Source organism: Rhizobium croatiense (assembly GCF_019793465.1).
Classification (GTDB): Bacteria; Pseudomonadota; Alphaproteobacteria; order Rhizobiales; family Rhizobiaceae; genus Rhizobium; species Rhizobium croatiense.
The window spans coordinates 138,521-163,755 of record NZ_JAILYJ010000011.1 but is presented as its reverse complement, the minus strand read 5'-3'; the positions used below and the strand labels follow the sequence as shown (position 1 = coordinate 163,755).

Sequence of the window (25,235 nt, the reverse complement as noted above, 5' to 3'; positions counted from 1 at the left end):
TCAATATTGCACGCGGCGTTCGACGAAGCGGAACTGGATCGCGGTCAGTGCAATCACGATCACCATCAGTATGACCGACTGCGCCGCCGAGGAGCCCAGGTTGAGACCGATGAAGCCGTCGAAATAGACCTTGTAGACCAGAATTTCCGTGGCGCGCGCCGGTCCGCCCTGCGTCGTCGCATGAACGATGCCGAAAGTATCGAACATCGCGTAAACGATGTTGATGACGACCAGATAGAAAGTGGTCGGCGAGATCAAAGGAAAGACGATCGTCCAGAAACGCTTTACCGGCCCGGCGCCGTCGATGGCGCCTGCTTCCTGAAGCGAGCGCGGCACAGATTGCAGCGCGGCCAGGAAGAACAGAAAGTTATAGGAAATCTGTTTCCAGGTGGCGGCGATGACGATCAGGATCATCGCATCGTTCGGGTTGATCAGATGGTTCCAGCTGACCCCCATGCTGCGCAGCATATAGGCGACGATGCCGATCGAGGGATTGAACATGAACCACCAGAGTATGCCCGCGATCGCGGGCGCGACGGCGTAAGGCCAGATCAGCAGGGTCGAATAAAGGCGGGACGTGCGCAGCACTCGCATGGCGGCGGCTGCCAGAATAAGGGCAATCGCCGTCGACAAGACCGTCACCAGAACGGCAAAGACCAGGGTGTGGCCGAAGGCGTCCATATAGAGCGGATCGGCAAAGAGCCGGCGATAATTTTGGAACCAGACGAAGCTCGTTTTGAAACCGAAGGCATCCTGGCGAAGGAACGACTGCCAGAAGGCGGTTGCGGCGGGCCACAGGAAGAAGACCACGGTTATCAGAATCTGGGGAGCAATAAGCAGATAAGGCAAGACCTTATTGGGAAAGACGGTCCGTTTGGTTTGCATGGGCCCTCACTGACTGACGGAGAGGCAGGGGGCCGGCTTAGCCGCCCCCCTGCCCGGAGCCCTTAGTTGGCGGATTGGAAATCGCGAAGCTGCTCGTTGCCGCGCGCGACAACGGAATCAAGCGCTTCCTTCGCGGTCTTCTTGCCGCCCATCAGTGCTGCGAATTCATCATCGATGATGCCGCGAACCTGGACGTAATTGCCGAAGCGGATACCCTTGGAATTTTCGGTCGGCGTGACCCGCGTCAACTGCTTGATGCCGACATCTGCGCCAGGATTCTTTTCATAAAATCCCTGCTCCTGGCTCAGCTTGTAGGCAGCCTCGGTGATCGGCAGATAGCCTGAGAACTGATGCCAGTCGGCCTGAACTTCCGGCTTCTGCAGATAGGTGTAGAACTTTGCCACACCCTTATATTCTTCCTCCGGACGACCCTTCAGCGTCCAAAGCGTGGCGCCGCCGATGATCGAATTGAGCGGCTGCGCGATGACGTCGTCATAATAGGGAAGCGGGGCGAAACCGACCTTGAAATTTTTGGCATTGTTGATGACGCCGGCACGGCCGGCCGACGAGTTCATATACATCGCGCATTCCTGCGAATAGAACATCGGAGGGGCATTATCGCCGCCCACAGGTCCGCCGAATTTGAAGAGGCCTTCATCCTGCCACTTCTTCAGGTTCCCCCAGTGGCGGATCGTCAGATCGTTGTTGAAGGTAAATTCCGCGTCCAGGCCGCCGAAGCCGTTTGCCTTGGTGGAGTAAGGCTTGTCGTGCAGGGCGTTGAGATTTTCGGTTTGCACCCACGAGATCCAGCCGCTTGTAAACCCGCATTTGGCAGCGCCCGACTTCATGATCGTGCGCGAGAAGGCTTCCACGTCAGCCCAGGTTTTCGGCGGCGTCTCCGGATCAAGCCCAGCTTTCTTGAACACATCCTTGTTGTAATACAGGATCGGCGTGGAGGAGTTGAAAGGCAGAGACAAAACATTGCCGCTGGTGTCCGAGTAGTAGCCCACAACAGGCGCAATGAACTTGTTTTGATCCCAAGGTTCGCCTTCATCCTTCATCAACTGGTACACGGGATAAATGGCGCCCTGGGCCGCCATCATGGTGCCGGTGCCGACTTCATACACCTGGACGATGGCGGGCTGCTGGTTGGCCCGGAAGGCAGCGATGGCGCCCGTCAGCGTCTCATCGTAATTGCCCTTGAAAACCGGAACGATTTCATAATCGGCCTGAGACGCGTTGAACCCCTTGGCGATTTGCTCCAGCTTCGCGCCGTTCTCGCCGCCCATTGCATGCCACCACTGGATCTTCGTGGCGGCCATTGCTGGCGCAGACAACGACAGGCTGGTCAGTCCTGCGGTCAGGAAAAAAGCGATCTTATTCATGGTCACTCCCACTTTCTCTCGGTCCGCAGCCTCCCGCTCCAGACGCGCGGCAATGGTAGCAGCGGAGTTTCACATTGCAATAACGGAATGTTCAAATGAACATATCGAGGTGCTCGCACAATGAGCGCGGAACGGCTTCTCAGAGTCATAGCTTGATCGACACGGCCAGCATTCGCCGCCAGCCGCTCGAATGCACAGATACAATGTTCAAATGAACGTCTTGTGTCAGTCGGCGCAAATATATCATTTCTGTCGGGGACGCAGAAATTTCCCGCAGCAACGAGCGCTGGCCCGCGTCAAGACAAGACGGACGATCAAATATACGAGTCAAATATGCGGCACGGCTCCCAAGCCTTCATCGCCGCATCCATGACCGCTTCGCGGCGGATCGGATGTGCGCGGCTGATGCCAACGACCTTTAGAAAACATAAGCCGCGCCTCAGACGGCTTGAACACGGGCCTTGCGCCACGCCTCGAACCGCTCGAGCGTTTCTTTGTTGGGCGGATAGACGCCGAGTGTTGGCTTGCCGGATTCGATCTCCAGCTTCAGAAACTCCTCCTGCTCCTCCATCGCGACGGCCTCATCGGCGATTTCACCTACATATTCCCGAGGAATGATGATGACGGCTTCGCTGTCTCCAAAAACGATGTCGTCCGGGTAGACCGCAACGCCGCCGCAGGCAATCGGCTGGTTCATATCCGATGCGTGATGGGCAACCAGATTGGCGGGCGCCGCAGGACCCAGGCAATAGGTGGGAAGCCCGAGCTGAGCGATATCGGCGGTGTCGCGAACGCCTCCGTCGAGCACGAGACCGGCGCAGCCGCGATAGACAAGGCGACGAGCCAGTACCGCGCCAATGCCTGCGATCTCGGCGATCGAGCGGCAGTCGAACACAAGGACGTGGCCCTCCGCTATCGTGTCGATCGCCTTGCGCTGCTGGTTGGACGGATCGGAACTATAGGTCGAACCGTCGATATCCTCGCGGGCCGGAATATAACGGACGGTGACGGCCGGACCGATCATCGGTTTTTCGGCGGCCGCGAGCGGCCGCACCCCGCGAACAGCGGTGTTCCTCAGCCCCCGCTTCAGCAGCAAACTGCTGAGGCTCGCCGAATTCGTCTGCAAAAGTTTGGCGTAAACCGATGGGTCCAAAGCGGTCATGAGATCCCTCCCCCTTGTTCGGTGAAAGATCTACCATATCAAAATATTTGTTCAATAGTGGATTTGTAGTTTCTTATTTGGACAATGGATGGAGCCCATTGATGGTTTTCGTCAGCGTAGCAGCCGCCTCCAGGACCTCGCGCCGGATCGACCGAGCCCGATCCGGTGTTGCCTCCCCAATGAAAGGCACGCTGACGGTGGCGATCAGACGGCCTTGATCATCGAATACCGGCGCGGCGAAGGCCCGCAAGCCGAGGTTGGATTCCTGATTGTCCTCAGCGTATCCGTTGCGGCGAATTTCCACGAGCGCCTCTTTCAGCGCCTCCGGATCAGTGATCGTGTAGGGCGTCTTGGCCTCCAGCCCGCTGGCGCAGTAGGCTTCGGCTTCACTATAGTCCGAATAGGCCAGAGCAAGCTTGCCCGCCGCTCCGACGTGCTTGCGCGAGCGCGCGCCGACCTTGATAAACAAAGCATAATCGCCGGGACTCGAAGCGGCAAATATCGTCATCATCTCATGCCCCTCGGGCACGGCCAGCTTGAAGGATTCCATTATCCGCTCCGCCGCCGCCGCAAGAATTGGCCTTGCCGCCTCGATGAGCGTCACCCGATCGGCGCCGGGCGATATCCGCCGGGCAAGCTCGACGAATTTCGGCCCCAGTTCGTAGGAGGCTCCGCCATTGACCCGCGCGACCAGGCCGTGCGCAGTGAGCGAATTCAGAATGCGATAGACCGTCGAGCGGGGCACATGCAGCTGATCGACCAGAGCCCCAAGGGAAATACCCGTTTTCGCATCGGCCACCGCCTCAAGCAGATGCGCCGTCTTTTCCACTACGGGAGAACCATGCTTCGGTTCATTCATGAAATTCCTATTCCATTAGAGAATTAATCTTCTTGACTTGCCCGACGTTGGCAACCATCTTGTCCATCGCAAGTGTCGTATTTGACACTACGCGCTTGCGGGAGGAAGTAAAGCCGATAGCGCGCCGAACAGGTCCTGCGCAGCCGGTACGGTTGCCGCGAACTGGATGCCGGCGCACGGCTGGGAACGGGAGGAGGCTTTCATGGCGATAAGGACTATCCACGCAATTTGCATCGGGCTGGCAATCTCCTTGGCGGCGAGCGTTGCAATGCCCGCCTACGCTGCCGAGGACAAGCTGACGGTTGTGGTGACGGACGAACCGAAGTCGCTGGATCCCTGCGACACCGACCTTTCGGGAAACTCCCGCATCCTGCACAACAATATCACTGAGGCGCTGGTCAACCTCAGCCCGCAGGACGGATCGGTCGTTCCAAGCCTGGCCACCGGCTGGCGACAGGTCGATGAGCTGACCTGGGAGTTCAAGCTGCGCGAGGGCGTGACGTTCCATGACGGCAAGCCGTTCGATTCCAACGCAGTCCTCGCCGCCGTCAAGCGGGCTCAAGACCCGGCACTGGCGTGCGAAGTCGGACTGGCCACCTTGAAGGGCGTCAAGCTCAACGCACAGGCTGCCGATCCGACGACCGTCCTCATCAAAACTGACGTCGTCGAACCAATCCTGCCGAACAAGATGTCTGCCGTCGACATTGGTTCACCGGCGACCCCGAACGACGGCAAGACGCGCAGCCCGGCCGGAACGGGGCCTTACAAGCTGGAAGCATGGACGCCAGGCCAGTCCGTCACGCTCACAGCCTATGACGGCTATTGGGGCGATAAGCCGGCGGTCAAAAACGCGACGATCATCTGGCGTGCCGAATCCGCCGTTCGTGCGGCAATGGTGGAGACCGGCGAAGCGCAGATCGCCTATGAAATCGCGCCGCAGGATGGCACGACCGAACAGGACCAGGCCTTTCCGAACGCTGAAACTTCGCTGTTGAGGATCGATGCCCAGATCCCACCACTGAACGACAAACGCGTGCGCGAAGCGCTCAATCTCGCCATCGACCGGGACGGCCTCGTCGGAACCATTTTCCATGGGGACGCCCAGAAGGCGATGCAGGTCGTTCCGCCTTCGGTGTTCGGCTTCAATCCCGACATTCCCGTCTGGACCTATGATCCGGAAAAGGCGAAGTCGCTGCTTGCTGCAGCCAAGGCCGATGGCGTGCCGGTCGATAAGGAGATCGTCATCTACGGTCGCATCGGCATCTATCCCAACTCCTCCGAAAGCCTGGAGGCCGTTCAGGCGATGCTGGCGGATGCCGGTTTCAATGCGCGGCTTGAAATGCTCGAGACCAGCCCGTGGCTGAAGCGGCTTCTGAAGCCGTGGGACAAGGATCGTCAGCCGTCCATCCTGCAGACGCAGATCGACAATGCCGAGGGAGACGCCGTGTTCACTCTGCCCAACCGCTTCACCACCGACGGCAATCAGGCGACAATCGCAGACCCCAAGCTCGACAAGCTGATCGCCGATGGTTCGAAGGCAACCGGCGACGAGCGCAAGAAGCTGTTCCAGGAAGCATTCCGATACATCGCCGTCGATGCGGTCAATATCGCGCCGCTCTTCCACATGGTCTCGATTGCCCGCGTCGCAAAGGACGTGAACTACACCCCCGATGTGCAGGCCGGCAACGAGATCAAGCTGAAGTCGATCAGCTATCGCTGATCGTAACCTCTGTTGCCTGAGGAGAGCGGATGTCCCTCACCTATTTCCTGAGACGCGCAGCATTCGCGGCGCTGGCGCTTGCGGCGCTGATGACGTCCGCTTTCTTCCTCGTGCGGCTGACGGGTGATCCCGTGAATCTCTATCTGCCTGTCGACGCCTCGGATGCGGCGCGCGAAGCCATGCGCGTCCGCCTTGGGCTCGATCGTTCGTTGCTCGCCCAGTTCTTCGATTGGGCCTGGGATATGCTCAGCCTCGATTTCGGGATGTCCCTCTGGCACCATCGCCCAGCCATGGAGGTCGTGCTGGAAGCGCTGCCGAATACGTTGGCGCTCGGCGCCATCGCCTTGGCGCTCGCCTTTGCCGCCGCGATCCTGGTCGGCTCGATTGCGGCGGTGAATGCCGGGGGCTGGGTCGACCGGGGCGTCAATCTCCTGTCGCAGGCTGCCGCCAGCGTACCCGATTTCTGGCTCGGCCTGATGGGCGTGCTTCTGTTTGCGGTCACCTTCCGAATTCTGCCGACGTCGGGTTTCGGCGGCCCCGTCTACTGGGTGTTGCCGGTCGCCTGCCTGTTTGCCCGACCTTTCGGAACGCTGGTGCAGATCATCCGCGGCTCGATGATCGAAGCGCTGAACGCAACATTCGTCCGAACGGCCCGCGCCAAGGGTGCCCGCGACGGACGCGTCACCTTCGTGCACGCGCTTCGCAACGCGCTCCTTCCGGCGGTCACGGTGACCGGCGATCTCGCCGCGCAGTTCGCCGGCGGCGGCGGTGTCGTCGAAGTGGTCTTCGGCTTTCCTGGCATCGGCAAACTTCTGATCGACGGCATCCTGAAACGCGATTTCGCGATCGTCCAGGCATCGATCTTTGCCGTCGCCGTCGTCATCTTCTTCATCAATATCCTGATCGACATGCTCTATGCCTCGATCGATCCGCGCGTGAGGGTCGAATGACCGACACATCCGCCGAGTTCCTCCCCGCCCGAGAGCGCCGCGGCCGGCGCATCCTGTGGCTCATGCGGGCGCTTTCGGGTGACCCGATGGCGGTGGCGGCAACCATCTGGCTGCTGATTGTCGTTCTTGCCATTGCCGCCGACAGCCTTTCGCTCCTCGGCGAGAACCGCATCTCGCTCAAGGCACGCAACCTGCCGCCGTTCGGCTTCGGGCAATCCTGGACCTTGTGGCTGGGCGCCGATGCGCTCGGACGCCCGCTCCTCGTCCGCCTCATCGAGGCGGCATCGACGACGATCGGGATCGCTCTCGTCACGGTATTGACGAGCCTCGCCGGCGGGACGCTGCTCGGCGTCGTCGCCGGCTATTTCGGCGGCTTCGTCGGCAGCCTCATCATGCGGATCTGCGATATTATCCTCGGCTTCCCGACGCTGCTGGTGGCCTTGTTCGGCCTCTATCTATTCGGCCCGAGCGTCAGCAACCTCGTGATCGTGCTCGCCGTGACCCGCATGCCGGCCTATATCCGCGTTGCAAGGGCCGAAACGCTGGAGGTCCGGGAGAGGCTTTTCGTCGATGCTGCGCGCGTCTTCGGCGGTGGACCAGCCTGGATTCTGCGCACGCACATTCTCCCGAGCGTCGCGCCGACAATGCTGACACTCGCCTCCGTCAATCTTGCCATGGTCATGCTGTTCGAATCCGGGCTCAGCTATCTCGGACTAGGCATCCAGCCGCCTTCGGTAAGCTGGGGGCTGATGGTCGCGCAAGGCCAGGGCTACCTGTCCTCCGCCTGGTGGCTCAGCTTCTTTCCCGGCCTCGCCGTCATGTTCACCACCATGTCCTTCAACCTTCTCGCCAACTGGTTCCGGATCGTCAATGATCCGTCGCAGCACTGGCGGCTCATGAGCCGGAGGCGCTGATGGCCCTTCTCGACGTCAAGGACCTTCAGGTCAGCTTCGACACCGCTGCCGGCCGCATCCTCGCCCTCAACGGCGTCTCCTTCTCGCTTGAGCGCGGTGAGGTTCTGGCGCTCCTGGGAGAAAGCGGCTCGGGAAAGTCGGTGACCGCCTCGGCCATTATGGACCTCATTCCCAATCCGCCTGGCGCGATCGAGCGCGGCTCCATCCGCTTCGAGGGCACCGAGTTGCTGCAACTTCCGCGGAACGCGCGGCGTGATCTCTGCGGCGACCGCATCGCGCTGATCTTTCAGGACGCGCTGGCGTCGCTCAATCCGGTCTATCCGGTCGGCTGGCAGATCGCCGAGATGTTCCGCATCCATGGGCGCAAGCCGGAAGACGGTGTGGAAAATGCAATGATCGACCTGCTGACGGCGATCGGCATTCCCGACCCCGAACGGCGCGCCAGGCAATATCCGCACGAGTTTTCGGGCGGCATGCGCCAGCGCATCATGATCGCCATGGCCGTGGCGCTCGAACCTGATATCATCATTGCCGACGAGCCGACGACGGCGCTCGACGTCACGATCCAGGCGCAGGTCGTCGAGCTGCTCCGCACGATCCGCGAACGCAGCAATGCTGGCATGATCTTCATCACCCATGATCTCGGCGTGGTGGCCGAGCTCGCAGACCGTGTCGCGGTCATGTATGCCGGCCGCATCGTCGAAACCGCAAATGTTTTCGAACTCTTCGAGGATGCCCGGCATCCTTACAGCGTCGGGCTGCTTGCCTCGCAGCCGCGTATCGACACCGACGAGGACGAACTGATCCCGATCCCCGGCTCGGCCCCCAATCCTGTCGCCCTGCCGTCCGGCTGTGCCTTCAGAACACGCTGTCCGCGCGCCGAGGGTGTTTGCGCCGAGCTGGCGCCTCGTCTTGAAACCGTGGGGCCAGGCCGCCAGGCCGCCTGCCACTTCCCGGTAGTGCCAGCATGACCGAGCCTCTTCTCAAAGTGCAAAATCTCTCCCGGCATTTCGGCAGTGGCGCAACGGCGGTACGCGCCGTCGATGACGTCAGCTTCGACATCGCCCATGGAGAAACGCTCGGCCTCGTTGGCGAAAGCGGATGCGGCAAGACCTCGCTGGTACGCACACTCCTGAAGCTCGGGCCGGCAACGAGCGGCAGCGTCCTGCTCGACGGCGTCGAGATCACTCAGGCGAGCGGCCGCCAGCTGCATGATCTGCGCCGAAAGATGCAGGTCGTCTTCCAGGACCCTTACCAGTCGCTCAATCCGCGCCTGCGGGTCGACCGATTGATCGCCGAACCGTGGGCGCTGCATCCCGGCGTCCTGCCGAAGTCCCGGTGGCGAGAGGCGACGGTCAGGCTGCTCGAATCCGTCGGATTGCGCGCCGAACATGCGGAACGCTATCCCTCCGAATTTTCCGGAGGCCAGCGTCAGCGGCTCGGCATTGCGCGCGCCCTGACCCTTGATCCGACGCTCCTCGTTTGCGACGAGCCGGTCTCGGCCCTCGACGTCTCGGTCCAGGCGCAGGTCGTCAATCTGCTTGCCAGGCTGAGGCGTGAGCGCAATCTGGCGATGCTGTTCGTCGCCCATGATCTTGCCGTCGTGCGGCATGTCTCGGACCGGGTGATGGTCATGTATCTCGGCAAAATCATTGAAACAGGACCGAAACACTCGATCTTCAGCGCGCCTGCCCATCCCTACACCCAGGCCCTGATGTCGGCGGTCCCCACACCCGATCCGCGGCTTCGCCGACAACGCAGCCGCATCGTTCTGAAAGGCGACCTGCCAAGCCCCGTCGATCCGCCGAGCGGATGCCGGTTTCGAACGCGCTGCTGGAAGGCGACTTCGATCTGCGCGGAACAGGAGCCGGCCTTGACGAACAGGACGGCAGCCCCCGGACTGCTGACCGCCTGCCATCACGCCGATCCGGTTTTTCCGCGAATGCCATCTGACCTCGCCGAAGCGGCTGGAACAGGATGATTTTGGCCCGGTCGGCCTAAAATCCTGTTCTCAATTAAGGAGTTAGAGCATGATGTTGCCCGAAAACCGCTCACACTTTTCGGCATCATGCTCCAGGCTTCTCTTGCGAGGAAGCTTGTCGCTGCCAGGTTACTGCTGCTGTCGGATAATCGGCAGAGCCAGGGTAAGGAGCACGGCGAAAACCATGATGACGCCGTAAGGTATCTTCCGGCTCGCCCGAATTTCCTCGATGCGCATGAAAAAGGCGAGATGAGCGACGCGCAGCGGCACCGGCAGCCGCAGGACCAGCAGCGTCACGATACCGAGGACGAGGAGCAAAAACGAAAACGGCAGCATTCCGTGCCATCCGACAAAAAGGCCGATCGGCAGGAAAAGCTTGGCGTCTCCTGCGCCAAACAGCCGGAACGCCCAGAGCACCACCCCAAGCATGAACATCAGCAGACCGGCCCCGACGTCGCCTCCAATTCCGCTCGAAGCAAACAGCGCAGCGCCGACATCCTCAGAGGCAAGCATCACGGCCACCGCGCGCAGTGCATAAAGTGTCACGAGCGCAAGCACGATCGTGTTGGGGATCTTCCAGGTACGGAAATCGGTCCAGGCGGCATAGAGAAAAAGTAATACTGATAGTGAGTTAATAAAAACGGCCATTTGCGACATAGGAATCAACCTTTTTGGGCTATGATTAGCTACCACGTAACTTCGGTTTTCACTCAACTTCGGCAAAATCAGCCGATTTTTACGTCCGATCATTGGGCTTTCGTCTTAACCATAAGTATAAATCTCAATTCGCGCGGGTATAAAACAATTGACTAAATTAGAATTAACAGACTATTAATATTCCCAGTCGAAGAGACGGTCTCAACGACAAGGCGGCCGGGGGGATTTACGGCGCACAACTTACCTGGGAGGTAATTCTCGATGAAAGCATTTGTAAACAGCGTACGCGCTTTCGCGCGGGAAGAAGATGGGGTCGCACTCACGGAATACCTCATTCTGCTTGCCTTGCTGGTTGGCGGCGTGATCACGGCGGTGACGTTGGCCGGCACCAATCTGGCTGCCGTTTGGACGGCATGGGCAGGATGGTTCACCGCCGAGCTGGCCGTCCCGGCCTGATATTTGGCGTTCGAAGAAGCGAGGGGTTTTTGTTAACCCCTCCCTTCTAAATTAGCATCAATGAATGGATGTATTCCGTTCAGTGTAGTGAGTAACCGTGATGCGTTCTTCAACGATTTTAAGCCTCGTCATTGCGTTTGTGCTCGCGGCAGCAGCAGTCTTCGGCATGCGCGAGTATCTGTCCGATCAGAAGGCCCGGCTGCTGGCGATGAACGGGATGAAGGCCGAGGAACGGACACTCGTCGTCGCCGCCAAGCCAATGCGCTTCGGCGACCGGATCCGATCCGAAAATCTCAGGGCCATTCCTTGGCCCTCCAATGAAACACCCGCAGGCTCCTTCGTCAGCATCGAGACGGTCGTCGGCAACGATGCCCAGCCGCGGTATGCCATGGCCGCGATCGACCCTGGCGAGCCGGTGCTGTCCTCGAAAATCACCGGTACGGGCGAACGCGCCACGCTGTCGGCGGCGCTCGACCAGGGCATGAAGGCGGTCTCCATCCGCGTCAACGATGTGCTCGGCGTGGCAGGCTTCGTCAGGCCCTCCGATCGCGTCGACGTGCTTCTGACGCGGGTCGTGCGCGGACCGGCAGGCAACGATCAGACCTTCGTCGATGTGCTTTTGCAAGGCGTCAAGGTGCTGGCGGTGGACCAGACGGCAGACGAGCGCAAGGACGAGCCATCCGTCGTCAAAACCGTGACCTTCGAGGTCACGACCGATGAGGCCCAGCGCCTCACCCTCGGCTCCAGCATCGGCACGCTCTCGCTGGCGCTTCGCAATATCGCCTCCTCCTCTGTCGAGCAAACCCGGCCGATCACCGTCGCCGACCTCGGTGGCGGGGCGATGGCGACGGAGCTTGGCAAGGATTTGGAAAAGATTAAGTTGCCAGAACCGGAAAAACAAGTGCAGATTGTGGAACAAAAGGTCGAGCCGGTGTTGCCGGTCGAGCCGAAGTGGGCGACAGTGGGCGTCTGGAACACGACGAAGCGCGAGGAGCACCGAGTCGGCCTGATCCAGTGAGATTTAGGCGGCGCAAGTGCGGTAGCCGAACGAGGGGGCTAAAGCAGGCATGGCGAACGGCAAGAGAAGAATCGCAAGGACGAAAAGCCTTGCGGCACTAGCGGCAGTGTTTTCGGCCTGTGTGTGTTTAGGGCCTGGATTTGCCGGCTCCGCCAGCGCACAGGAAAAGTCCGTCACGCTCGGCAAATCGGTCCAGCATGTGACATTGCCTCCGAACGAGACGTTGACACTCAATACCGGCCAGCCCTTCGGCGATCTCGTCATCGGCAGCGCTGATATGATCGACGTGGTGCCGCTTTCAGACCGGTCGCTGTTCATCCGCGGAAAGAAGACCGGCGCCACCAATATCTCGGTCTATGGCGACGACAAGTCGCTTCTCGGCGTCATCGACATCCGCGTCGCCAGCGATTTCAGTGAAGTCGCCTCCGCCATTCGCTCTGCCGCGCCTTCGGCCCGGGTCAGGGTGGCAAACTCCAACGATCGCATTCGCCTGGTAGGCGTGGTTCGGGACGGGATCGAATTGCAGCGGGTGCTGGAAATCGCCCAGTCCTATTCTGACCAGCCGGTGCTGAACCAATTGCGCGTCAGTGACAGCCAGCAGGTGATGCTGGAGGTTCGTATCATCGAAGCCTCGCGCCAGACGGGTCGTGACCTCGGGATCGGGTGGTCCGGGTACGGCAACAACAACCGCATCGGCAAGGCAACGACCAGCCAGGGTATCACCGTGAACGACAACGGTGGCCTATCCCGTACTCTTCTTGACCCCAAGGGTGCGGCAACAGGTATGCTGCCCTTCGGCCAGTTGATCGCCAAAGTGCTGGAAATCTCGGGCGGCCACATCGACGTGGTCATCAACGCGCTCGAGCAGAAGGGATTGGTGCGCCGCCTGGCTCAGCCGAACCTGATCGCCATGAGCGGCTCGACCGCTAGCTTCCATGCCGGTGGTGAAGTGCCGATCCTGAAGACGACGAATAACGGCTCGACGGTGGCCACCGAGACGGACTATCGCCCCTTCGGTGTGCGGCTGACTTTCAAGCCGGTCGTGCTCGACGACGGCGTCATCAATCTGGAGATCGAGCCTGAAGTCTCCGAGCTTGATCCGTCGATCAATGTCAACGGCAATCCGGGTTTCATTTCGCGCGCTGCCAGCACCACAGTCGCGCTTCGCGACGGCCAGAGCTTTGCCATGGCCGGTCTGCTGCAGTCGATCAATGCCAAGGACATCCAGCAAATGCCGGGCCTCGGGCAGATACCGGTCCTCGGCGCACTGTTCCGTTCGACGAGTTTCCAGAAGAGGGAATCCGACCTCGTTATCGTCGTCACCCCGCACATTGTGCGACCGGCCCGCCCAGGTGAGGATCTCTACAGTCCGCTCGATCAGACGCGTTCGTCCAACGACGTCGAGCTTTTCGCGCTCGGTGTCATGGAAGTCGATAAGGACATGCTCCGACGCTTTCGCAATGGCGTAGGTGTGACTGGGCCTTATGGTCATCGTCTCGACCTGAACCAGGGAGGCAAAGTCGTTGTTACAAAACGCTAAGCGGGTCCTTCTCGTCCTTGCAGCCGCCGGCCTCGCTTCCGGCTGCGCCGACTACATGAACAATCGCGACTCGATCACCTTCGGGGTCGGCAATGCCGTGGAAGCAAACAAGGCCATCCATATCGAGGACCCGTTCCCGCCGGAAGCCCAGCGAACCAGGATCGCAAGCGACGGCAAGCTGATCCGCAGGGTGGTCACTCAGTATCAGAACGGCGGGCTTGGAGTTGTTCAGCCGTCGCCGGCCACGGGGGCTAATGGGGCGTCCAACGGGGCGGCCGTCAGCCAGTAGCCGGCGAAAGGCGTGACCGGCGGCAGCGCGCCGAAGGGGAAAATGCACGAAACGGGGTCGTCACGGCAATAGCGCCGTGATGGGGGTGTGCCAATGCTGAGCAGGATTGTCAGACGGTTCTGGAACGATCATCGTGGCTATGTCATCGCCTTGACGCTCATCGCCATGCCAATGCTTCTCGGCTTTTCGCTGCTGATCATCGATGTCGGCCGCAGCAGCAACCTGCATACCGATCTTCAGAACGCCGTCGATGCGATGGCGCTGGCCGGAGCCCGTGAACTTGATGGGCGTGATGATGCCATTACCCGGGCGCAGACGGCGATCGAGAAAATCTCCAATAGCGCGGCTTTCTCCGCGGGCGGAACCGGTATGTCGCTTGGCTCGCATATATCAGTGACCTATGACGCCGGAAACGACGCCGGGAGCACGGTCACAGTGCTTTTTCTGAAGGACATCCCGGCCAACGACGACACGCCCATCCCGTCTTCGATGGAAACGACCGTGGCCAGCGAAGCTTCCTATGCCTGGGTCATCGCCAAGCCGCAGGCGATGCAGACGATCTTTCCGATCCCGGTTGGTTTCACCCGCAATACGATCAACGTCGCTGCCGACGCCGTGGCGGTCTACCATGCCAGCGCCTGCGACGTGACGCCGATCTTCATCTGCAATCCGTTCGAGCCGGTCGGGAACACGAGCGAAAGCGCCAGCGAAGATGCAGCGACGGCATTGCACACCAATTTTGCGGCCGGCAATCTCTACGGGCGACAGATCGAGCTCCACAGCACCGCGGCGTCCAATCCCGGTCCCGGCAATTTCGGGTTCCTGCGGACCCCCTTGGGCAATGGTGCATCCGTGCTGGCGGAGGCTCTTGCCACCGGCAATCCCGGTACCTGCTACACACAGGACAGCCTCGATACGGAGACCGGCGCAAAGGCGGGACCTGTCGAGGACGGCGTGAATACGCGCTTCGGCTTTTACTCCTCATCATTCAACAAGGCGAACGGCGATTATCGTTACCGGCCTGCCCAAAATGTGCGCTCCGCTCAGTCAATCGGCGGCAAGGGAAAGAAAGGTTGCGACACTTACGATCCAGTCAAGGTCGGAGATGTTGTCGGCGATGCGACCAAGGCTCTGCCGCTGGGGTACGGAGCGGGTATGACCTCGCTTGGCGGCGGCAAGATCAGCAGCGGCAACAATTGGCAATACAACACCTATTGGAATGTCGCGCAGGGAACGGCAGTGCCCTCGGTGAGCACGGTTCTCAGCAACTACTCCAGTTATCCCCCGCAGGCGACCGGAGCACCGAGCCAACCCTCCGCTTACGATGTTTATCGTTACGAGCTTGCAACCCCGTCTTTCATCAGCCATGCCTCGGCCAATGGTGAGACCGGAACACCGGCAACGGGCGGCCAGTGCTATAGCGGCCCGGATCTTTCGAACTATACGGCGGCCGAATTTGGCGATCGCCGCGAGATCTTCTCAGCCATTGTCAACTGCGGCTATGAAGCCTCGGTCGGCCATCTGAACGGTCACAAGGCCACGCGCGCCGTGGCCTTCGCGCGCATGTTCCTGACCAAGCCGGCGATAGGGGGTGCCGGCGAACGATACCTTTCCCTGGAAATGATCGACATCACCGGCAAGGGTGGTCGCGGTACGCTGGACGAATTCCTGCGGGAAGAAGCGGAGCTGGTCAGATGATGGCGCTCCGCAATTTTATCCGGCATCGACTTTGCCTCGGCTTCTGGCGGCGGGAGGAAGGCGCAGTGCTTGCCGAAGCGCTGCTCGCCATCCCCTTTGTGACGCTCTTTGCAGCGGGGATACTGGAGTTTGGCAGCATCTTCTGGCAGCGCATGCAGATCGACGCAGGCTTGCGCGATGCGGGGCGTTACCTTTCCCGATGCCGACCGGTGTCGGGAACCTATGTGCCGACATGTAATCAGGCGACGGCGAAGACGATCGCCTTTTACGGAACGCAAACACCCGCGGCAGACGCTAAACCCCGCGTCCCGGACTGGAAGGACGCTGCCGACATCACCATCACTGCACCGGATGCGGACGGCAACATCACCCTTTCGACTGCTCATCTCTACAAGAGCTCGCCGGTGTTCGGCTTTCTGGGAATCGATGCCATCACCATCAGTTCCTTCCATGAAGAGAGATACATCGGATGGTGATCTCTAGGGCAATCAAGTCATTCTGGCAGGATAGCAGTGGTGCCAGCCTCGTCGAAGCTCTGCTGACCTTTCCGATCGTCATGCTGGTATTTGCCGCCTTCATCGAGTTCGGCTATGCCATGTCGCAGTGGAACCAGACGGTCAAGGCACTGCAATATGGTGCCCGTTTGGCGGCGGTATCCGATCCGCTGACAACGAATTTCGATGCCGTTTTCCCGATCGAAGCTGCCGATCCACTCAACAACGGCAAAGCGGCGCCGAACGACGCAACAATATCCTCGACCTGCGGACCGGCCCTTGCGAACTGCACGGCGGCGTTGAACCGGATTGTTCGGGGAAGCGACGGCCTTTGCCAAGCGGGAACTGATCCGTACCCCGGCATTTGCGATCTCAACTGGCGCATCCAGCCGCAGAACCTGATGGTCACCTATCAGCGATCTGGGCTCGGCTATTGGGGACGGCCGGACGGGCCTGTGCTGACGATGCGGCTGGAGGTGCGCGACATCACCTTCGATCTGCCGATCCTCGGCGGGCTGTTGGGACTGAACGACATCACCATCCCGGCTCACCCGGTGACGATCACGACGGAAGACCTGAAGACCTGCTCAACCTGCTGACCCTTTGTTACGCGTAGGAAAGCGAAAATGACAGCTCACATGAACATTGCCGCATCCACCAAGATCCTGGTCCTCTCGGACGACGCGGCGGCAGCGAGCTTCATGCTCGATACGTTCGGATCGCTTTCGCGTTACGATGTCCGCCATCTGGCGCTGAAGGCGCTCGGAGAAAAGGGCAGGTTCGATCCGACGCAGTTCGACCTGATCGTTCTCGACCTCGACAAGGGCGAATTGCTGCACCATCCGGAGGTCTTCGCATTTCGCACCAGCTATCGGGACATCCCGCTCGTCGTCGTTTCCGAAAATCTGCCGGACGACATGCTGCGGCTGCTCTTCCGCCTGAACGGCAATGACTGGCTGAAGAAGCCGCTTGAGCGCCGCGCACTGATCGACATGATTTCCACCCATGCGCCAGGCACGGGGGCGAGCGACAGCCGGGTGCATGCCGTGGTCTCAGCCGTCGGTGGTGCCGGCGCCAGCATGATCGCCGCATCGCTCGCGCATGTGCTGGCCCAGCCGACCAAGAATTCCACGCCGCGGGTGGACCTGTTCGACGCGGATTTCTGCGCCGGGATGCTTGGCTACTACCTCAACCTTGTCAACGACTACGACTTAAAACCGGTCATCGCCAATCCTTCCCGGGTCGATCTGGAATTCATCGATCTGGTTAGAAAGCGTCATTCGGGAGGCTTTTCACTGCTGTCGTTCAAGCAGCCATCCGTCCTTCTGGCGCCGAAGGGCGGTGAACTCGTGCTGCGTATGCTCGACGTAGCCGCCTTCGAGAGCGACCACACGATCATCGACATTCCCTATTATGACACGCCGTGGAAATACGATGTGCTTACTTCGGTCAACAGCATCTGCATCGTCACCGAGATGACGGTTCCCGCGCTCTCTCAAGCCAAGGATTTGTTTGCCAATCTGGTACGGCTGCGAGGTAGTTCGGATCAGATATTCATCGTGATCAACAAATACCGCGCCAAGCTCTTCGGCCTCGGCGTGCGCCGACAACAAACGGAGAAGATTTTCAAGGATATCCCAACGCATGTCATTGGGGATGACTGGGACACCTTGAGCGAGGCGGCCAACCGCGGCGTGCTGCCCTTTCAAGTGAATTCCCGGGCGCGCTTCTGCGGCGCGGTCAGCAAACTCGGAGCCCTGGTGCGATGAAGGCGATCGACAGTGGGCGCATAAGGTCCCGCGCCGCCGATGTCGGCCTTATGGTTTTGGCAATTCTGGCCGCTGCCGGGGATGCCGCCGCAGGCGGGCTTGTGCCACGAAGCCTCGGGCCGACGACAAGCGCCGTGGTGACGATCGAAAGGAACTACGCGCCCGGGACAATCGTCATTGTCAGCGGCAACCGCACGCTGGATCTCGTCATCTCCCAAGGACGCGCGATCCGTTACAAAATCGGCGTCGGACGAGATGGATTTCGCTGGAGCGGTACCGTCAAGGTTGGACGCAAGGCTGAATGGCCTGACTGGCGCCCGCCTGCCGAGATGAAGGCGCGCTCAGCCGGACTTCCGGACCTGGTGCCTGCCGGGCCGCTTAATCCATTGGGCGCTCGCGGGATCTATCTCTACAAGGACAGGACCGACACGCTCTACCGCATTCATGGAACGAACGAGCAGTCGACGGTCGGCGGTTTCGCGTCATCGGGCTGTTTTCGCATGAGCAATGCCGACGTCATCGATCTCTACGAGAGGGTGAAAGTCGGTTCCACGGTCATAGTAAAATAGTTCAGGGTGAGAAGCATGGCGAACGGCATCATGGGGCGTTTCTACAAGCGGCAGGAGCCTGAAACCCGGGAACATCTGGAGGTGGCCGACCTGTCTTCAGTCGGCGCTGTTCAGACCATGGCGGCCCAACCGGCCCCTGGCAGCGCCACTGCGAGTGGCGAAGAGGCTTCGCTCGGGGCGGACATGGTTTCCGAGCGGGTCAATCTGCACCGCTACCTGCTCGATCGCATCAACCTCGGGATCCTCGACACGCTCGACAACGAGGAGATCGCCACCGAAATCCGGCCATTGGTCAAGGACTATATCCGGAGTAACAACTTTCCGCTGAATGCCAAGGAAATCAATGACCTGATCCGCGATATCACCGACGAGATGCTCGGGCTGGGACCGATCGAGCCGCTGCTGGCCGACGACACCATCGCAGATATTCTCATCAACGGCTACAACAGCGTCTATGTCGAGCGGGGCGGCAAGCTCGAGAGCACCGCCGTGCGCTTCAAAGACGAGGACCATCTGCTTCGGGTGATCAACAAGATCGTCTCGGCGGTTGGCCGCCGAGTCGACGAGTCAACGCCGATGGTTGACGCCCGCCTCAAGGATGGCTCACGTGTCAACGTCGCCATCAGGCCGATCTCGGTCGATGGACCGCTCGTTTCTATTCGCAAATTCACGCGCAAGCCGCTGACAATGGAGCGCCTCGTGCAATATGGCGCCATGGCCGACGCGATGCGCATCCTTCTCAGCGCCGCGGTCAAGGGCAAGGTGTCCATGGTGATTTCCGGCGGCACCGGTTCTGGCAAGACCACCTTGCTCAATGCTCTCTCGTCGCAGATTTCTCCAAAGGAGCGGCTGATCACCATCGAAGATGCGGCCGAACTTCAACTGCAGCAGCCACATGTCGGACGTTTGGAAACCCGACCGCCAACGCTCGACGGTCGCAACGAGATTCGGCAGCGCGAGCTTTTGAAAAACGCCCTTCGCATGCGGCCTGACCGCATCATCGTCGGCGAAGTCCGCGGCGACGAGGCGTTCGACATGCTGCAGGCGATGAACACCGGTCACGAGGGGTCGATGACGACGATTCACGCCAACACGCCCCGCGACGCTGTCGGTCGGCTTGAGCAAATGGTCGGCATGGCCGGGATGCCGATGTCGCAGTTGAGCATTCGCTCGCAGATCTCGTCCGCCATCACCGTCATCGTGCAGGTCCAGCGCCTGAGCGACGGCAGCCGCAAAGTTGTCTCGATTTCCGAGATCACCGGCATGGAGGGCGAAGTCGTGCAGATGCAGGAGATTATGAAATTCAAGAAAATCGGCACCGATGAAGGCGGGCGGATCCATGGAGAATTCCGCGCCACCGGCATCCGGCCGCGGTTTGTCGAGGAATTTGCCGAACTCGGGATCGAGATCCCGGTGGCGATTTTTGATCCCGGTAAACCGCTGCAAACGGGACCTGTTCAATGACGCTTACTCTGCTTTACGCTGCCGTTTTCACCGCTGCCCTTGTTGCTGTCGAAGCGATCATGCGCGGCTACTTCAAGACATCCGAACGCCACCGCGCTGTGAACCATCGGCTGAGCTTGCTCGAGGTCAGCGATGATCATCGCAAGACCTATAGCGATATGCTCAAGGAGCGCGGTGTCGCCGGCAGTTGGCGGCAAGTCGCCACGATGCAGCGGCTGCTGCAGTTCTACGCCCAGTCGGGAATCAAGTTCGATGCCAGGCGATTTGCTCTCTTCACAATCGCGGGCGCACTCTTGACCTGGCTGGTCGTTCAGTTTCTCGTGCCGAGCACTCTGTTTAGAGTACCCCTCTTTCTCCTCATCTGCCTCCTCATCCCCGCACTCGTCGTCTGGCGCGCCCGGGCGCGCCGCATGAAGAAATTCGAACTGAAGCTTCCTGAAGCGCTCGATGTCGCCAATCGCAGCTTGGCCGCCGGCCACCCGCTGCCGGCGGCGATTGCTTTGGTGGGACGCGAGATGCCTGATCCGATCGGCACCGAGTTCGGCCTCCTCTCGGATGAACTCACCTATGGCGTGACGCTGGATGATGCCCTTGTCAATTTGGCGGACCGGGTCGGCGTCGAGGATCTGAATCTGCTTGCTATATCGCTGAGCGTGCAGGCGGGGACCGGCGGCAATCTGGTGGAGATCTTGCAAAACCTTTCGAAGACGCTGCGAGACCGGACAATGCTCAGGGCAAAGGTCAGGGCAATTTCCTCGGAAGGACGCATCACGGCAATCTTCATGTCGGTCTATCCGTTTCTGCTCTACGCGATGATCAAGGCGTTGTCGCCGACCTACTTCGATCCCGTCTGGGACAGCGGCCACGGAGCCACCGTGGTGAGCGTTTTGCTGGTCGTCATGGCGATCGGGAACGTCATTCTCTACAAGATGGTCAACTTCGAGTACTGAGGCGGTCATGTCGAGTGAGTATGGAATCTACCTCATCGTCTTCTTTGCAGTGCTGATCTTTACGGCAGCAGCCTCGGAATTGTTTTTTCGACAGCGCGAGGTCTCGGTTCGGGTATCGAAGAGCTCGGCGGCGGCCGGCGAGGAATTCCACCTTGGCGATACGACGATTGCCGATCTCGGCGAGGCGGAGAACCGCCTGATCCGTCGCTATTTCGAGATTACGCGACGTGACACCAATGCGAACTCCACCCAGAACCGGCTGATTCGGGCGGGGTATTTCGCTGCCGGCGCCGTGACCGCCTTCCAGGTGATTAGGGCGGTGGTCTGTATCAGCGTGCTCGTCGCGGCGGTCTGGGCCCTAAACCGGGTCGCGCCGGATATGTCGCGGATGGCGACCCTGATCGTTGCCATGTTTGCTGCGGGCATGACCTTCATTCTGGTCAACATCTATATCGACCGGCGTGGCGCCGCCAAGGAGAGGGAATACCGCCGCCTATTTCCCGATTTCATGGATATGCTGATCGTATGCCTTGATGCGGGGATGAGCATCGAGGCGGCGGCGAACCGTGTTGCCCGGGAATTCGTCGACAAGAAGCAGGACTTCGGCCTGCATCTGTCGATCATGATGCTGGAAGTGCGGGGCGGCCGGCGATTGCGCGAGGCGCTCGCTAACCTTGCCACCCGCCTGAGGATTGACGAGGCTCGGGCCCTTTCCGTTCTGTTCCGCCAATCGGAAGAGCTCGGGACCAGCGTGACGCAGACGCTGCGGGTCTACAGCAAGGAAATGCGCGACCTGCGTATTGTTCGCGCGGAGGAAAAGGCGAACGCTCTGCCGGTCAAGATGCTGCTGCCGCTCGGCGCGTTCCTTTTTCCGGTAAGCCTCATCATCGTTCTCGTTCCCATTGTCATCCGTGTCGTCAGTCTTCTCATCGGCATGAAACCCGGCGGTTGAGCCAAGCGAGGTCGTATGCAGTATTCGCTCGAACAGAATCGTAACGATGCCATCATCTCCCTCGATCCGCGTATGCCGGTGGCACCGGCAAGCATCGAACAAGCGGGACTGGATCCGTCGTTCCTGCTTCGGCTGGCGTCAAAATGTGCAGCCGAGCAGGATACAACCACGGCATCTCATCTGGCCGACCGGATGAAATTGCCGAAAGTGATCGTCAATATCCTGATCAAGGAACTCGTGAAACTCGCATACCTCGAGGCTCGCGGCTTGGCCGGTGAGGATGTGAGATCCGATGTTCGATATGCGCTGTCGATGAAGGGGTTCGAATATGCCCACGCGGCGTCGCGTCAATGCCAGTATGTCGGACCGGCGCCGGTGTCGCTGGACGCCTTCTGCCGACAAATCGACTTGCAGTCCATCCATTCCGAGCGCGTGACTCCGGAGCGGCTGACCGAGAGTCTTGACGGGCTGGTGCTCTCAGACGCGCTTGTCGAAAAGCTCGGCCCGGCCCTGAACTCCGGGCGCTCGATCCTGCTTTACGGGCCACCCGGCAACGGAAAGACGAGCATCGCCGAGCGGACGTCGCACCTGTTTCGCCAAACCATCTGGGTGCCCTATGCCATCGAGGTCGGCGGCCATGTCATCAGTTTCTATGATGAGGCAGTGCATCACCCCGTATCGGAGGCTGGCACAGAATCCCGTCCGAAAGGCGATCAACGCTGGATCGAATGCCGCCGTCCGGTGATCAAGACCGGCGGGGAATTGACCCTCGATCAGCTCGATCTCACTTTCAATGCGGGACCAAATGTCTATGAAGCGCCCATACACTTGAAGGCGTCCGGCGGCGTTTTCATCATCGACGACTTCGGGCGCCAACAGGTGGCGCCGCAGGCGCTCATCAATCGCTGGATTGTGCCGCTCGAGCGCGGCTATGACTTCCTGACCCTGCACACCGGCAAGAAGTTCAAGGTTCCCTTTGACGAACTGGTCGTATTTTCGACGAATATCGCACCGAAGGACCTTTCCGACGAGGCCGGCTTGCGGCGCCTCAAGTACAAGATCTTTGTGAACACTCCGTCGCGCGACGAATATATCAGAATTTTCAAATCCTATGCGAGCGGCACCGGATTGGCTGTCTGTGATCCGGACCTGCACCTGTTCTACGATCGCAAGTACAAAGACGATGTGCTAGCGTCTTGCTATCATCCGAAATATCTTTTGGATTTCGTGGGTTCTTACTGCGAATTCAACGGCATAGCGAGAATCGCGTCGCTCGATATGCTCGAACGGGCCTGGGAAGGTGTATTCACATCGGAATGATTGCGGACTTGGCGCCGAACACGGCGCCTAAATCGATCCCATTAACGACTTACGGGGGAATAAACGAATGACCAGCATCCCGAGCATCGAAGGCGAAGCAGGCGACGCGAGACCAAGCAATACGCGAGCAATTGAGCCGAGAACCTCCAGAAACCCGCTGCTCGTCGGTCTGCTCCTCATGCTCTTGCCTGTGAATGCTGGCGTTCTCATCTATACGGCCAAAAACTCAGCGGATGTTCGCGAGAGCCGCGAGACCATCTCCGCCCTCAAAAGGTCCATTGATGGCCTGAGAGGACAAATGGAAAAACAGTCGGACAAGATCGCGAGCAACGCCAAGGCCGACGAACTCGCCGCTATCCGTCAGGAAATGGAAAGCCTGCAAAAGGCGATACTTTCGACGAATGAACGGATGCGCGACGACCTAAGCGGAACGCGCATAGGGTCAGCTTTGGTCTTGAGCGCACCCGGCAAGGAACCAGCACAATTTTTCGCACCCCGCGCCGTGCCAGCGGAGACTCAAAATCCAGACAGCACTCTTGCGTCCATCCGAGCCGAGGGCATTGCCGTCAATACCCTGCCGCGTTACGAACGCACACTCTCGCCGGAAGGACAGCTCATTCTTCGGAAGGCACGGTAGACACCGGCTTCAGCAAAATCTCCAAAGCAATCGGTGGTCGCCGCCGCGCCGATGCTCGCAATGCGGCAACGGCGCTCTTAAAGCTATTTGTTCTTATGCATGTCGTTGTCCCGGAACCGCTGCACACTTCCGGGCGACATGCATTGGCTTGATGCAGACTGCCAAATCCGCGAAGGGCTATCCCCGCTGAGGGTGATTCACGCTGTTCTTCATCAATTCGAGATTACGGGCAGTGACTTCGTTCCCGGGATCAAGCTCGTAGGCTTTCAGGAAATACCGTCTGGCATTGCGCAAATCCCCGCGTAATAGGTGAGAGTATCCGATATTGTTGTAGTAGACCGGGGTGTTGCCGATCATTCGCGAAAGCTGCTGGTAGGCGCGGTCGGACGTGTCGAAGCGGGCAACCATGTCGGCCGAGGCTGCCAAACCTAGCCAGGCGGCCGGATCCTCCGGAAAAACGTCAACCGCTCGCTTGTAAATGGCGTAGGATTTTCCGTAGTTCTTTTCCTGAAACTGCAGTTTCCCGTTGGTTATCAACTCGTCGTTCTTGTAGAAGGCGACGGCCGAGTCATCCTCAAGGGTCTTTGCACTATCGCCATAGGCAGCAAGACCATCAACGCCGGATGACTGGCAACCAGCCAAAATTGCTCCAGTCGCTATCAAAAACGCAATGCATTTAGTTCCAGCTCTGATCTGCAACATTCAACTTGATCCCCCATCAGACATTCTTTACCTGAGATTCGGATGCGCTCACCGAAAATCATCGTAAAAAAAAGCTAACAACTCCAGAATTTGAGCAAATAGTCGCAAAAAAACGACAGATGCGGTCTTCGCCGGCACGCGCAAAGGTGATACACGCCAACTATCCAAAGTTGGTATCATGTGCCCGGTGATTCTCAGAGTAGAAAATTAATCGACGTCGCCTACCCTTTTCGTCAGGTCAAAGGATGGTACGCCCTATGCGGATCGCTATTTTCACGATGATGCGACTTGGGCCATCCCTGGCTTACGCGACAGCATCGATCTTCGTTCTCAGCATGCTGCTCTTGGAAAGCTACCCCTCAAGCGCCTCCGCCTGGTGGCTGCATATGACAATTCTTCCTGTCATGCGCGAGCCGATCTATCTGCTTTTGGCGGTACCCGGCATTGGAATTTGGAGCGCCATGGCCCTGCTGACGCTTGCATCGATTTTCGGGATTCGAGTGGCCTTGCAGCCGCAGCGATACCACCGGTCAGGATTCATCCATGCTCATATCGCGTTGATCGCGACCGGTCTGACCATGGGGCGGGCAGCAGTTGCGCAAGCCGGCCTTTCGGATTTTACGCTGCCTCAATTTCAGCGGGGCGATTGGTCGTTCCTGCCGCTATCCTATTCAACCCTCGGGACTTTCCTTTTTATATCCGTGTTTTTGGCCTGCATCTGCTGCCATGTGAGAATCATCAAGCGCCCACTGTCCGCGTGATAGAAAAGGGTCGAACCGCCCTGCTCAAAAATAATCGGTAGAGTCACGGCGTTCTTCGCTTGTTCGTAAACATGAGACGCCTATTTCTTTTTCTTTGTAATTT

26 protein-coding genes are annotated in these 25,235 nt (G+C 59.6%); 20 read left to right on the top strand and 6 right to left on the bottom strand.

What is annotated here, in order from left to right; all coding sequences use genetic code 11:
• The 4 genes from ugpA to K6M89_RS19025 form a co-directional block, all read right to left on the bottom strand.
• Complete coding sequence (ugpA, locus tag K6M89_RS19040) at positions 1 to 885, bottom strand: sn-glycerol-3-phosphate ABC transporter permease UgpA (RefSeq protein ID WP_222140528.1); 885 nt, start codon at positions 883 to 885, stop codon at positions 1 to 3.
• Positions 886 to 947: 62 nt separating this feature from the next.
• Positions 948 to 2,270, bottom strand: a complete 1,323-nt coding sequence (gene ugpB / locus K6M89_RS19035) for a sn-glycerol-3-phosphate ABC transporter substrate-binding protein UgpB (protein WP_222140527.1) — start codon at positions 2,268 to 2,270, stop codon at positions 948 to 950.
• A gap of 439 nt (positions 2,271 to 2,709) precedes the next feature.
• Complete coding sequence (locus K6M89_RS19030) at positions 2,710 to 3,432, bottom strand: RraA family protein (protein ID WP_097584164.1); 723 nt, start codon at positions 3,430 to 3,432, stop codon at positions 2,710 to 2,712.
• Positions 3,433 to 3,505: 73 nt separating this feature from the next.
• Entirely contained in the window at positions 3,506 to 4,291 is a 786-nt protein-coding gene (locus K6M89_RS19025) for an IclR family transcriptional regulator (protein ID WP_096764764.1), read from the bottom strand.
• Between the two features lie 202 nt (positions 4,292 to 4,493).
• Here K6M89_RS19025 and K6M89_RS19020 point away from each other — a divergent pair, with 202 nt between their 5' ends.
• From K6M89_RS19020 to K6M89_RS19000, 5 genes are read left to right on the top strand one after another with little or no spacing between them, the layout of a single operon-like run.
• Positions 4,494 to 6,011: an ABC transporter substrate-binding protein gene (locus K6M89_RS19020; RefSeq protein ID WP_222140526.1), complete on the top strand. Its 1,518-nt coding sequence runs from the start codon at positions 4,494 to 4,496 to the stop codon at positions 6,009 to 6,011.
• A 29-nt stretch (positions 6,012 to 6,040) separates the two neighbouring features.
• Positions 6,041 to 6,961, top strand: a complete 921-nt coding sequence (locus tag K6M89_RS19015) for an ABC transporter permease (protein WP_097584166.1) — start codon at positions 6,041 to 6,043, stop codon at positions 6,959 to 6,961.
• Positions 6,958 to 7,875: an ABC transporter permease gene (locus K6M89_RS19010; protein WP_097584168.1), complete on the top strand. Its 918-nt coding sequence runs from the start codon at positions 6,958 to 6,960 to the stop codon at positions 7,873 to 7,875. Before K6M89_RS19015 ends, K6M89_RS19010 begins: the two co-directional genes overlap by 4 nt.
• Complete coding sequence (locus K6M89_RS19005; protein ID WP_222140525.1) at positions 7,875 to 8,846, top strand: ABC transporter ATP-binding protein; 972 nt, start codon at positions 7,875 to 7,877, stop codon at positions 8,844 to 8,846. Before K6M89_RS19010 ends, K6M89_RS19005 begins: the two co-directional genes overlap by 1 nt.
• Positions 8,843 to 9,856 carry an ABC transporter ATP-binding protein gene (locus tag K6M89_RS19000; RefSeq protein ID WP_222140524.1) on the top strand — a complete coding sequence of 338 codons (1,014 nt, stop codon included), beginning with the start codon at positions 8,843 to 8,845 and terminating at the stop codon, positions 9,854 to 9,856. Before K6M89_RS19005 ends, K6M89_RS19000 begins: the two co-directional genes overlap by 4 nt.
• A gap of 129 nt (positions 9,857 to 9,985) precedes the next feature.
• On the opposite strand, the gene K6M89_RS18995 is transcribed toward K6M89_RS19000, so the two are convergent.
• A complete protein-coding gene (locus K6M89_RS18995; RefSeq protein ID WP_222140577.1) occupies positions 9,986 to 10,513 on the bottom strand; it encodes an A24 family peptidase in 528 nt (175 codons plus the stop codon).
• A gap of 261 nt (positions 10,514 to 10,774) precedes the next feature.
• Between K6M89_RS18995 and K6M89_RS18990 the strand changes: the two genes are divergently transcribed.
• From K6M89_RS18990 to K6M89_RS18925, 14 genes are all read left to right on the top strand, one after another.
• Positions 10,775 to 10,969 (top strand): Flp family type IVb pilin, encoded by a 195-nt coding sequence (locus K6M89_RS18990; RefSeq protein WP_113543776.1) that lies wholly within the window; start codon positions 10,775 to 10,777, stop codon positions 10,967 to 10,969.
• Between the two features lie 100 nt (positions 10,970 to 11,069).
• Positions 11,070 to 11,987, top strand: a complete 918-nt coding sequence (cpaB, locus tag K6M89_RS18985) for a Flp pilus assembly protein CpaB (RefSeq protein ID WP_222140523.1) — start codon at positions 11,070 to 11,072, stop codon at positions 11,985 to 11,987.
• 49 nt (positions 11,988 to 12,036) lie between these two features.
• A complete protein-coding gene (locus K6M89_RS18980; RefSeq protein WP_097584177.1) occupies positions 12,037 to 13,527 on the top strand; it encodes a type II and III secretion system protein family protein in 1,491 nt (496 codons plus the stop codon).
• Positions 13,511 to 13,816, top strand: a complete 306-nt coding sequence (locus tag K6M89_RS18975; RefSeq protein ID WP_097584178.1) for a hypothetical protein — start codon at positions 13,511 to 13,513, stop codon at positions 13,814 to 13,816. The genes K6M89_RS18980 and K6M89_RS18975 overlap by 17 nt, the downstream gene beginning before the upstream one ends.
• Before the next feature lie 93 nt (positions 13,817 to 13,909).
• Complete coding sequence (locus K6M89_RS18970) at positions 13,910 to 15,514, top strand: TadE/TadG family type IV pilus assembly protein (RefSeq protein WP_222140522.1); 1,605 nt, start codon at positions 13,910 to 13,912, stop codon at positions 15,512 to 15,514.
• Positions 15,511 to 15,990 carry a TadE/TadG family type IV pilus assembly protein gene (locus K6M89_RS18965; protein WP_097584182.1) on the top strand — a complete coding sequence of 160 codons (480 nt, stop codon included), beginning with the start codon at positions 15,511 to 15,513 and terminating at the stop codon, positions 15,988 to 15,990. Before K6M89_RS18970 ends, K6M89_RS18965 begins: the two co-directional genes overlap by 4 nt.
• The gene (locus tag K6M89_RS18960; RefSeq protein ID WP_009993425.1) at positions 15,984 to 16,607 is read left to right on the top strand and encodes a TadE/TadG family type IV pilus assembly protein; all 624 of its coding nucleotides are present in this window, start codon (positions 15,984 to 15,986) and stop codon (positions 16,605 to 16,607) included. Before K6M89_RS18965 ends, K6M89_RS18960 begins: the two co-directional genes overlap by 7 nt.
• Positions 16,608 to 16,634: 27 nt before the next feature.
• Positions 16,635 to 17,777, top strand: coding sequence for a pilus assembly protein (locus K6M89_RS18955; protein ID WP_222140521.1), 1,143 nt, complete (start codon positions 16,635 to 16,637; stop codon positions 17,775 to 17,777).
• Positions 17,774 to 18,346 carry a L,D-transpeptidase gene (locus K6M89_RS18950; RefSeq protein ID WP_097584188.1) on the top strand — a complete coding sequence of 191 codons (573 nt, stop codon included), beginning with the start codon at positions 17,774 to 17,776 and terminating at the stop codon, positions 18,344 to 18,346. The genes K6M89_RS18955 and K6M89_RS18950 overlap by 4 nt, the downstream gene beginning before the upstream one ends.
• 15 nt (positions 18,347 to 18,361) lie before the next feature.
• Positions 18,362 to 19,810, top strand: coding sequence for a TadA family conjugal transfer-associated ATPase (locus K6M89_RS18945; protein ID WP_222140520.1), 1,449 nt, complete (start codon positions 18,362 to 18,364; stop codon positions 19,808 to 19,810).
• Complete coding sequence (locus K6M89_RS18940) at positions 19,807 to 20,760, top strand: type II secretion system F family protein (RefSeq protein ID WP_097584192.1); 954 nt, start codon at positions 19,807 to 19,809, stop codon at positions 20,758 to 20,760. The genes K6M89_RS18945 and K6M89_RS18940 overlap by 4 nt, the downstream gene beginning before the upstream one ends.
• 7 nt (positions 20,761 to 20,767) lie before the next feature.
• Complete coding sequence (locus tag K6M89_RS18935) at positions 20,768 to 21,712, top strand: type II secretion system F family protein (protein ID WP_222140519.1); 945 nt, start codon at positions 20,768 to 20,770, stop codon at positions 21,710 to 21,712.
• 15 nt (positions 21,713 to 21,727) lie between these two features.
• A complete protein-coding gene (locus K6M89_RS18930) occupies positions 21,728 to 23,032 on the top strand; it encodes a DUF8689 domain-containing protein (RefSeq protein ID WP_097584195.1) in 1,305 nt (434 codons plus the stop codon).
• A gap of 67 nt (positions 23,033 to 23,099) precedes the next feature.
• On the top strand, positions 23,100 to 23,669 hold the full coding sequence (locus K6M89_RS18925; RefSeq protein ID WP_222140518.1) for a hypothetical protein: 570 nt from the start codon (positions 23,100 to 23,102) through the stop codon (positions 23,667 to 23,669).
• A 177-nt stretch (positions 23,670 to 23,846) separates the two neighbouring features.
• Here the strand turns inward: K6M89_RS18925 and K6M89_RS18920 are convergent, their stop codons facing one another.
• A complete protein-coding gene (locus tag K6M89_RS18920; protein WP_097584199.1) occupies positions 23,847 to 24,371 on the bottom strand; it encodes a tetratricopeptide repeat protein in 525 nt (174 codons plus the stop codon).
• A gap of 257 nt (positions 24,372 to 24,628) precedes the next feature.
• On the opposite strand from K6M89_RS18920, the gene K6M89_RS18915 reads away from it, so the two are divergent.
• Positions 24,629 to 25,132: a hypothetical protein gene (locus K6M89_RS18915; protein WP_222140517.1), complete on the top strand. Its 504-nt coding sequence runs from the start codon at positions 24,629 to 24,631 to the stop codon at positions 25,130 to 25,132.
• Positions 25,133 to 25,235: the final 103 nt, after the last annotated feature.

Excerpts from the sequence above, each read along its gene's own strand:
- ugpA (WP_222140528.1), bottom strand. The coding sequence starts at position 885 with ATGCAAACCAAACGGACCGTCTTTCCCAATAAGGTCTTGCCTTATCTG.
- ugpB (WP_222140527.1), bottom strand. The coding sequence starts at position 2,270 with ATGAATAAGATCGCTTTTTTCCTGACCGCAGGACTGACCAGCCTGTCG.
- K6M89_RS19030 (WP_097584164.1), bottom strand. The coding sequence starts at position 3,432 with ATGACCGCTTTGGACCCATCGGTTTACGCCAAACTTTTGCAGACGAAT.
- K6M89_RS19025 (WP_096764764.1), bottom strand. The coding sequence starts at position 4,291 with ATGAATGAACCGAAGCATGGTTCTCCCGTAGTGGAAAAGACGGCGCAT.
- K6M89_RS19020 (WP_222140526.1), top strand. The coding sequence starts at position 4,494 with ATGGCGATAAGGACTATCCACGCAATTTGCATCGGGCTGGCAATCTCC.
- K6M89_RS19015 (WP_097584166.1), top strand. The coding sequence starts at position 6,041 with ATGTCCCTCACCTATTTCCTGAGACGCGCAGCATTCGCGGCGCTGGCG.
- K6M89_RS19010 (WP_097584168.1), top strand. The coding sequence starts at position 6,958 with ATGACCGACACATCCGCCGAGTTCCTCCCCGCCCGAGAGCGCCGCGGC.
- K6M89_RS19005 (WP_222140525.1), top strand. The coding sequence starts at position 7,875 with ATGGCCCTTCTCGACGTCAAGGACCTTCAGGTCAGCTTCGACACCGCT.
- K6M89_RS19000 (WP_222140524.1), top strand. The coding sequence starts at position 8,843 with ATGACCGAGCCTCTTCTCAAAGTGCAAAATCTCTCCCGGCATTTCGGC.
- K6M89_RS18995 (WP_222140577.1), bottom strand. The coding sequence starts at position 10,513 with ATGTCGCAAATGGCCGTTTTTATTAACTCACTATCAGTATTACTTTTT.
- K6M89_RS18990 (WP_113543776.1), top strand. The coding sequence starts at position 10,775 with ATGAAAGCATTTGTAAACAGCGTACGCGCTTTCGCGCGGGAAGAAGAT.
- cpaB (WP_222140523.1), top strand. The coding sequence starts at position 11,070 with ATGCGTTCTTCAACGATTTTAAGCCTCGTCATTGCGTTTGTGCTCGCG.
- K6M89_RS18980 (WP_097584177.1), top strand. The coding sequence starts at position 12,037 with ATGGCGAACGGCAAGAGAAGAATCGCAAGGACGAAAAGCCTTGCGGCA.
- K6M89_RS18970 (WP_222140522.1), top strand. The coding sequence starts at position 13,910 with ATGCTGAGCAGGATTGTCAGACGGTTCTGGAACGATCATCGTGGCTAT.
- K6M89_RS18965 (WP_097584182.1), top strand. The coding sequence starts at position 15,511 with ATGATGGCGCTCCGCAATTTTATCCGGCATCGACTTTGCCTCGGCTTC.
- K6M89_RS18960 (WP_009993425.1), top strand. The coding sequence starts at position 15,984 with ATGGTGATCTCTAGGGCAATCAAGTCATTCTGGCAGGATAGCAGTGGT.
- K6M89_RS18955 (WP_222140521.1), top strand. The coding sequence starts at position 16,635 with ATGACAGCTCACATGAACATTGCCGCATCCACCAAGATCCTGGTCCTC.
- K6M89_RS18950 (WP_097584188.1), top strand. The coding sequence starts at position 17,774 with ATGAAGGCGATCGACAGTGGGCGCATAAGGTCCCGCGCCGCCGATGTC.
- K6M89_RS18945 (WP_222140520.1), top strand. The coding sequence starts at position 18,362 with ATGGCGAACGGCATCATGGGGCGTTTCTACAAGCGGCAGGAGCCTGAA.
- K6M89_RS18940 (WP_097584192.1), top strand. The coding sequence starts at position 19,807 with ATGACGCTTACTCTGCTTTACGCTGCCGTTTTCACCGCTGCCCTTGTT.
- K6M89_RS18935 (WP_222140519.1), top strand. The coding sequence starts at position 20,768 with ATGTCGAGTGAGTATGGAATCTACCTCATCGTCTTCTTTGCAGTGCTG.
- K6M89_RS18930 (WP_097584195.1), top strand. The coding sequence starts at position 21,728 with ATGCAGTATTCGCTCGAACAGAATCGTAACGATGCCATCATCTCCCTC.
- K6M89_RS18925 (WP_222140518.1), top strand. The coding sequence starts at position 23,100 with ATGACCAGCATCCCGAGCATCGAAGGCGAAGCAGGCGACGCGAGACCA.
- K6M89_RS18920 (WP_097584199.1), bottom strand. The coding sequence starts at position 24,371 with ATGTTGCAGATCAGAGCTGGAACTAAATGCATTGCGTTTTTGATAGCG.
- K6M89_RS18915 (WP_222140517.1), top strand. The coding sequence starts at position 24,629 with ATGCGGATCGCTATTTTCACGATGATGCGACTTGGGCCATCCCTGGCT.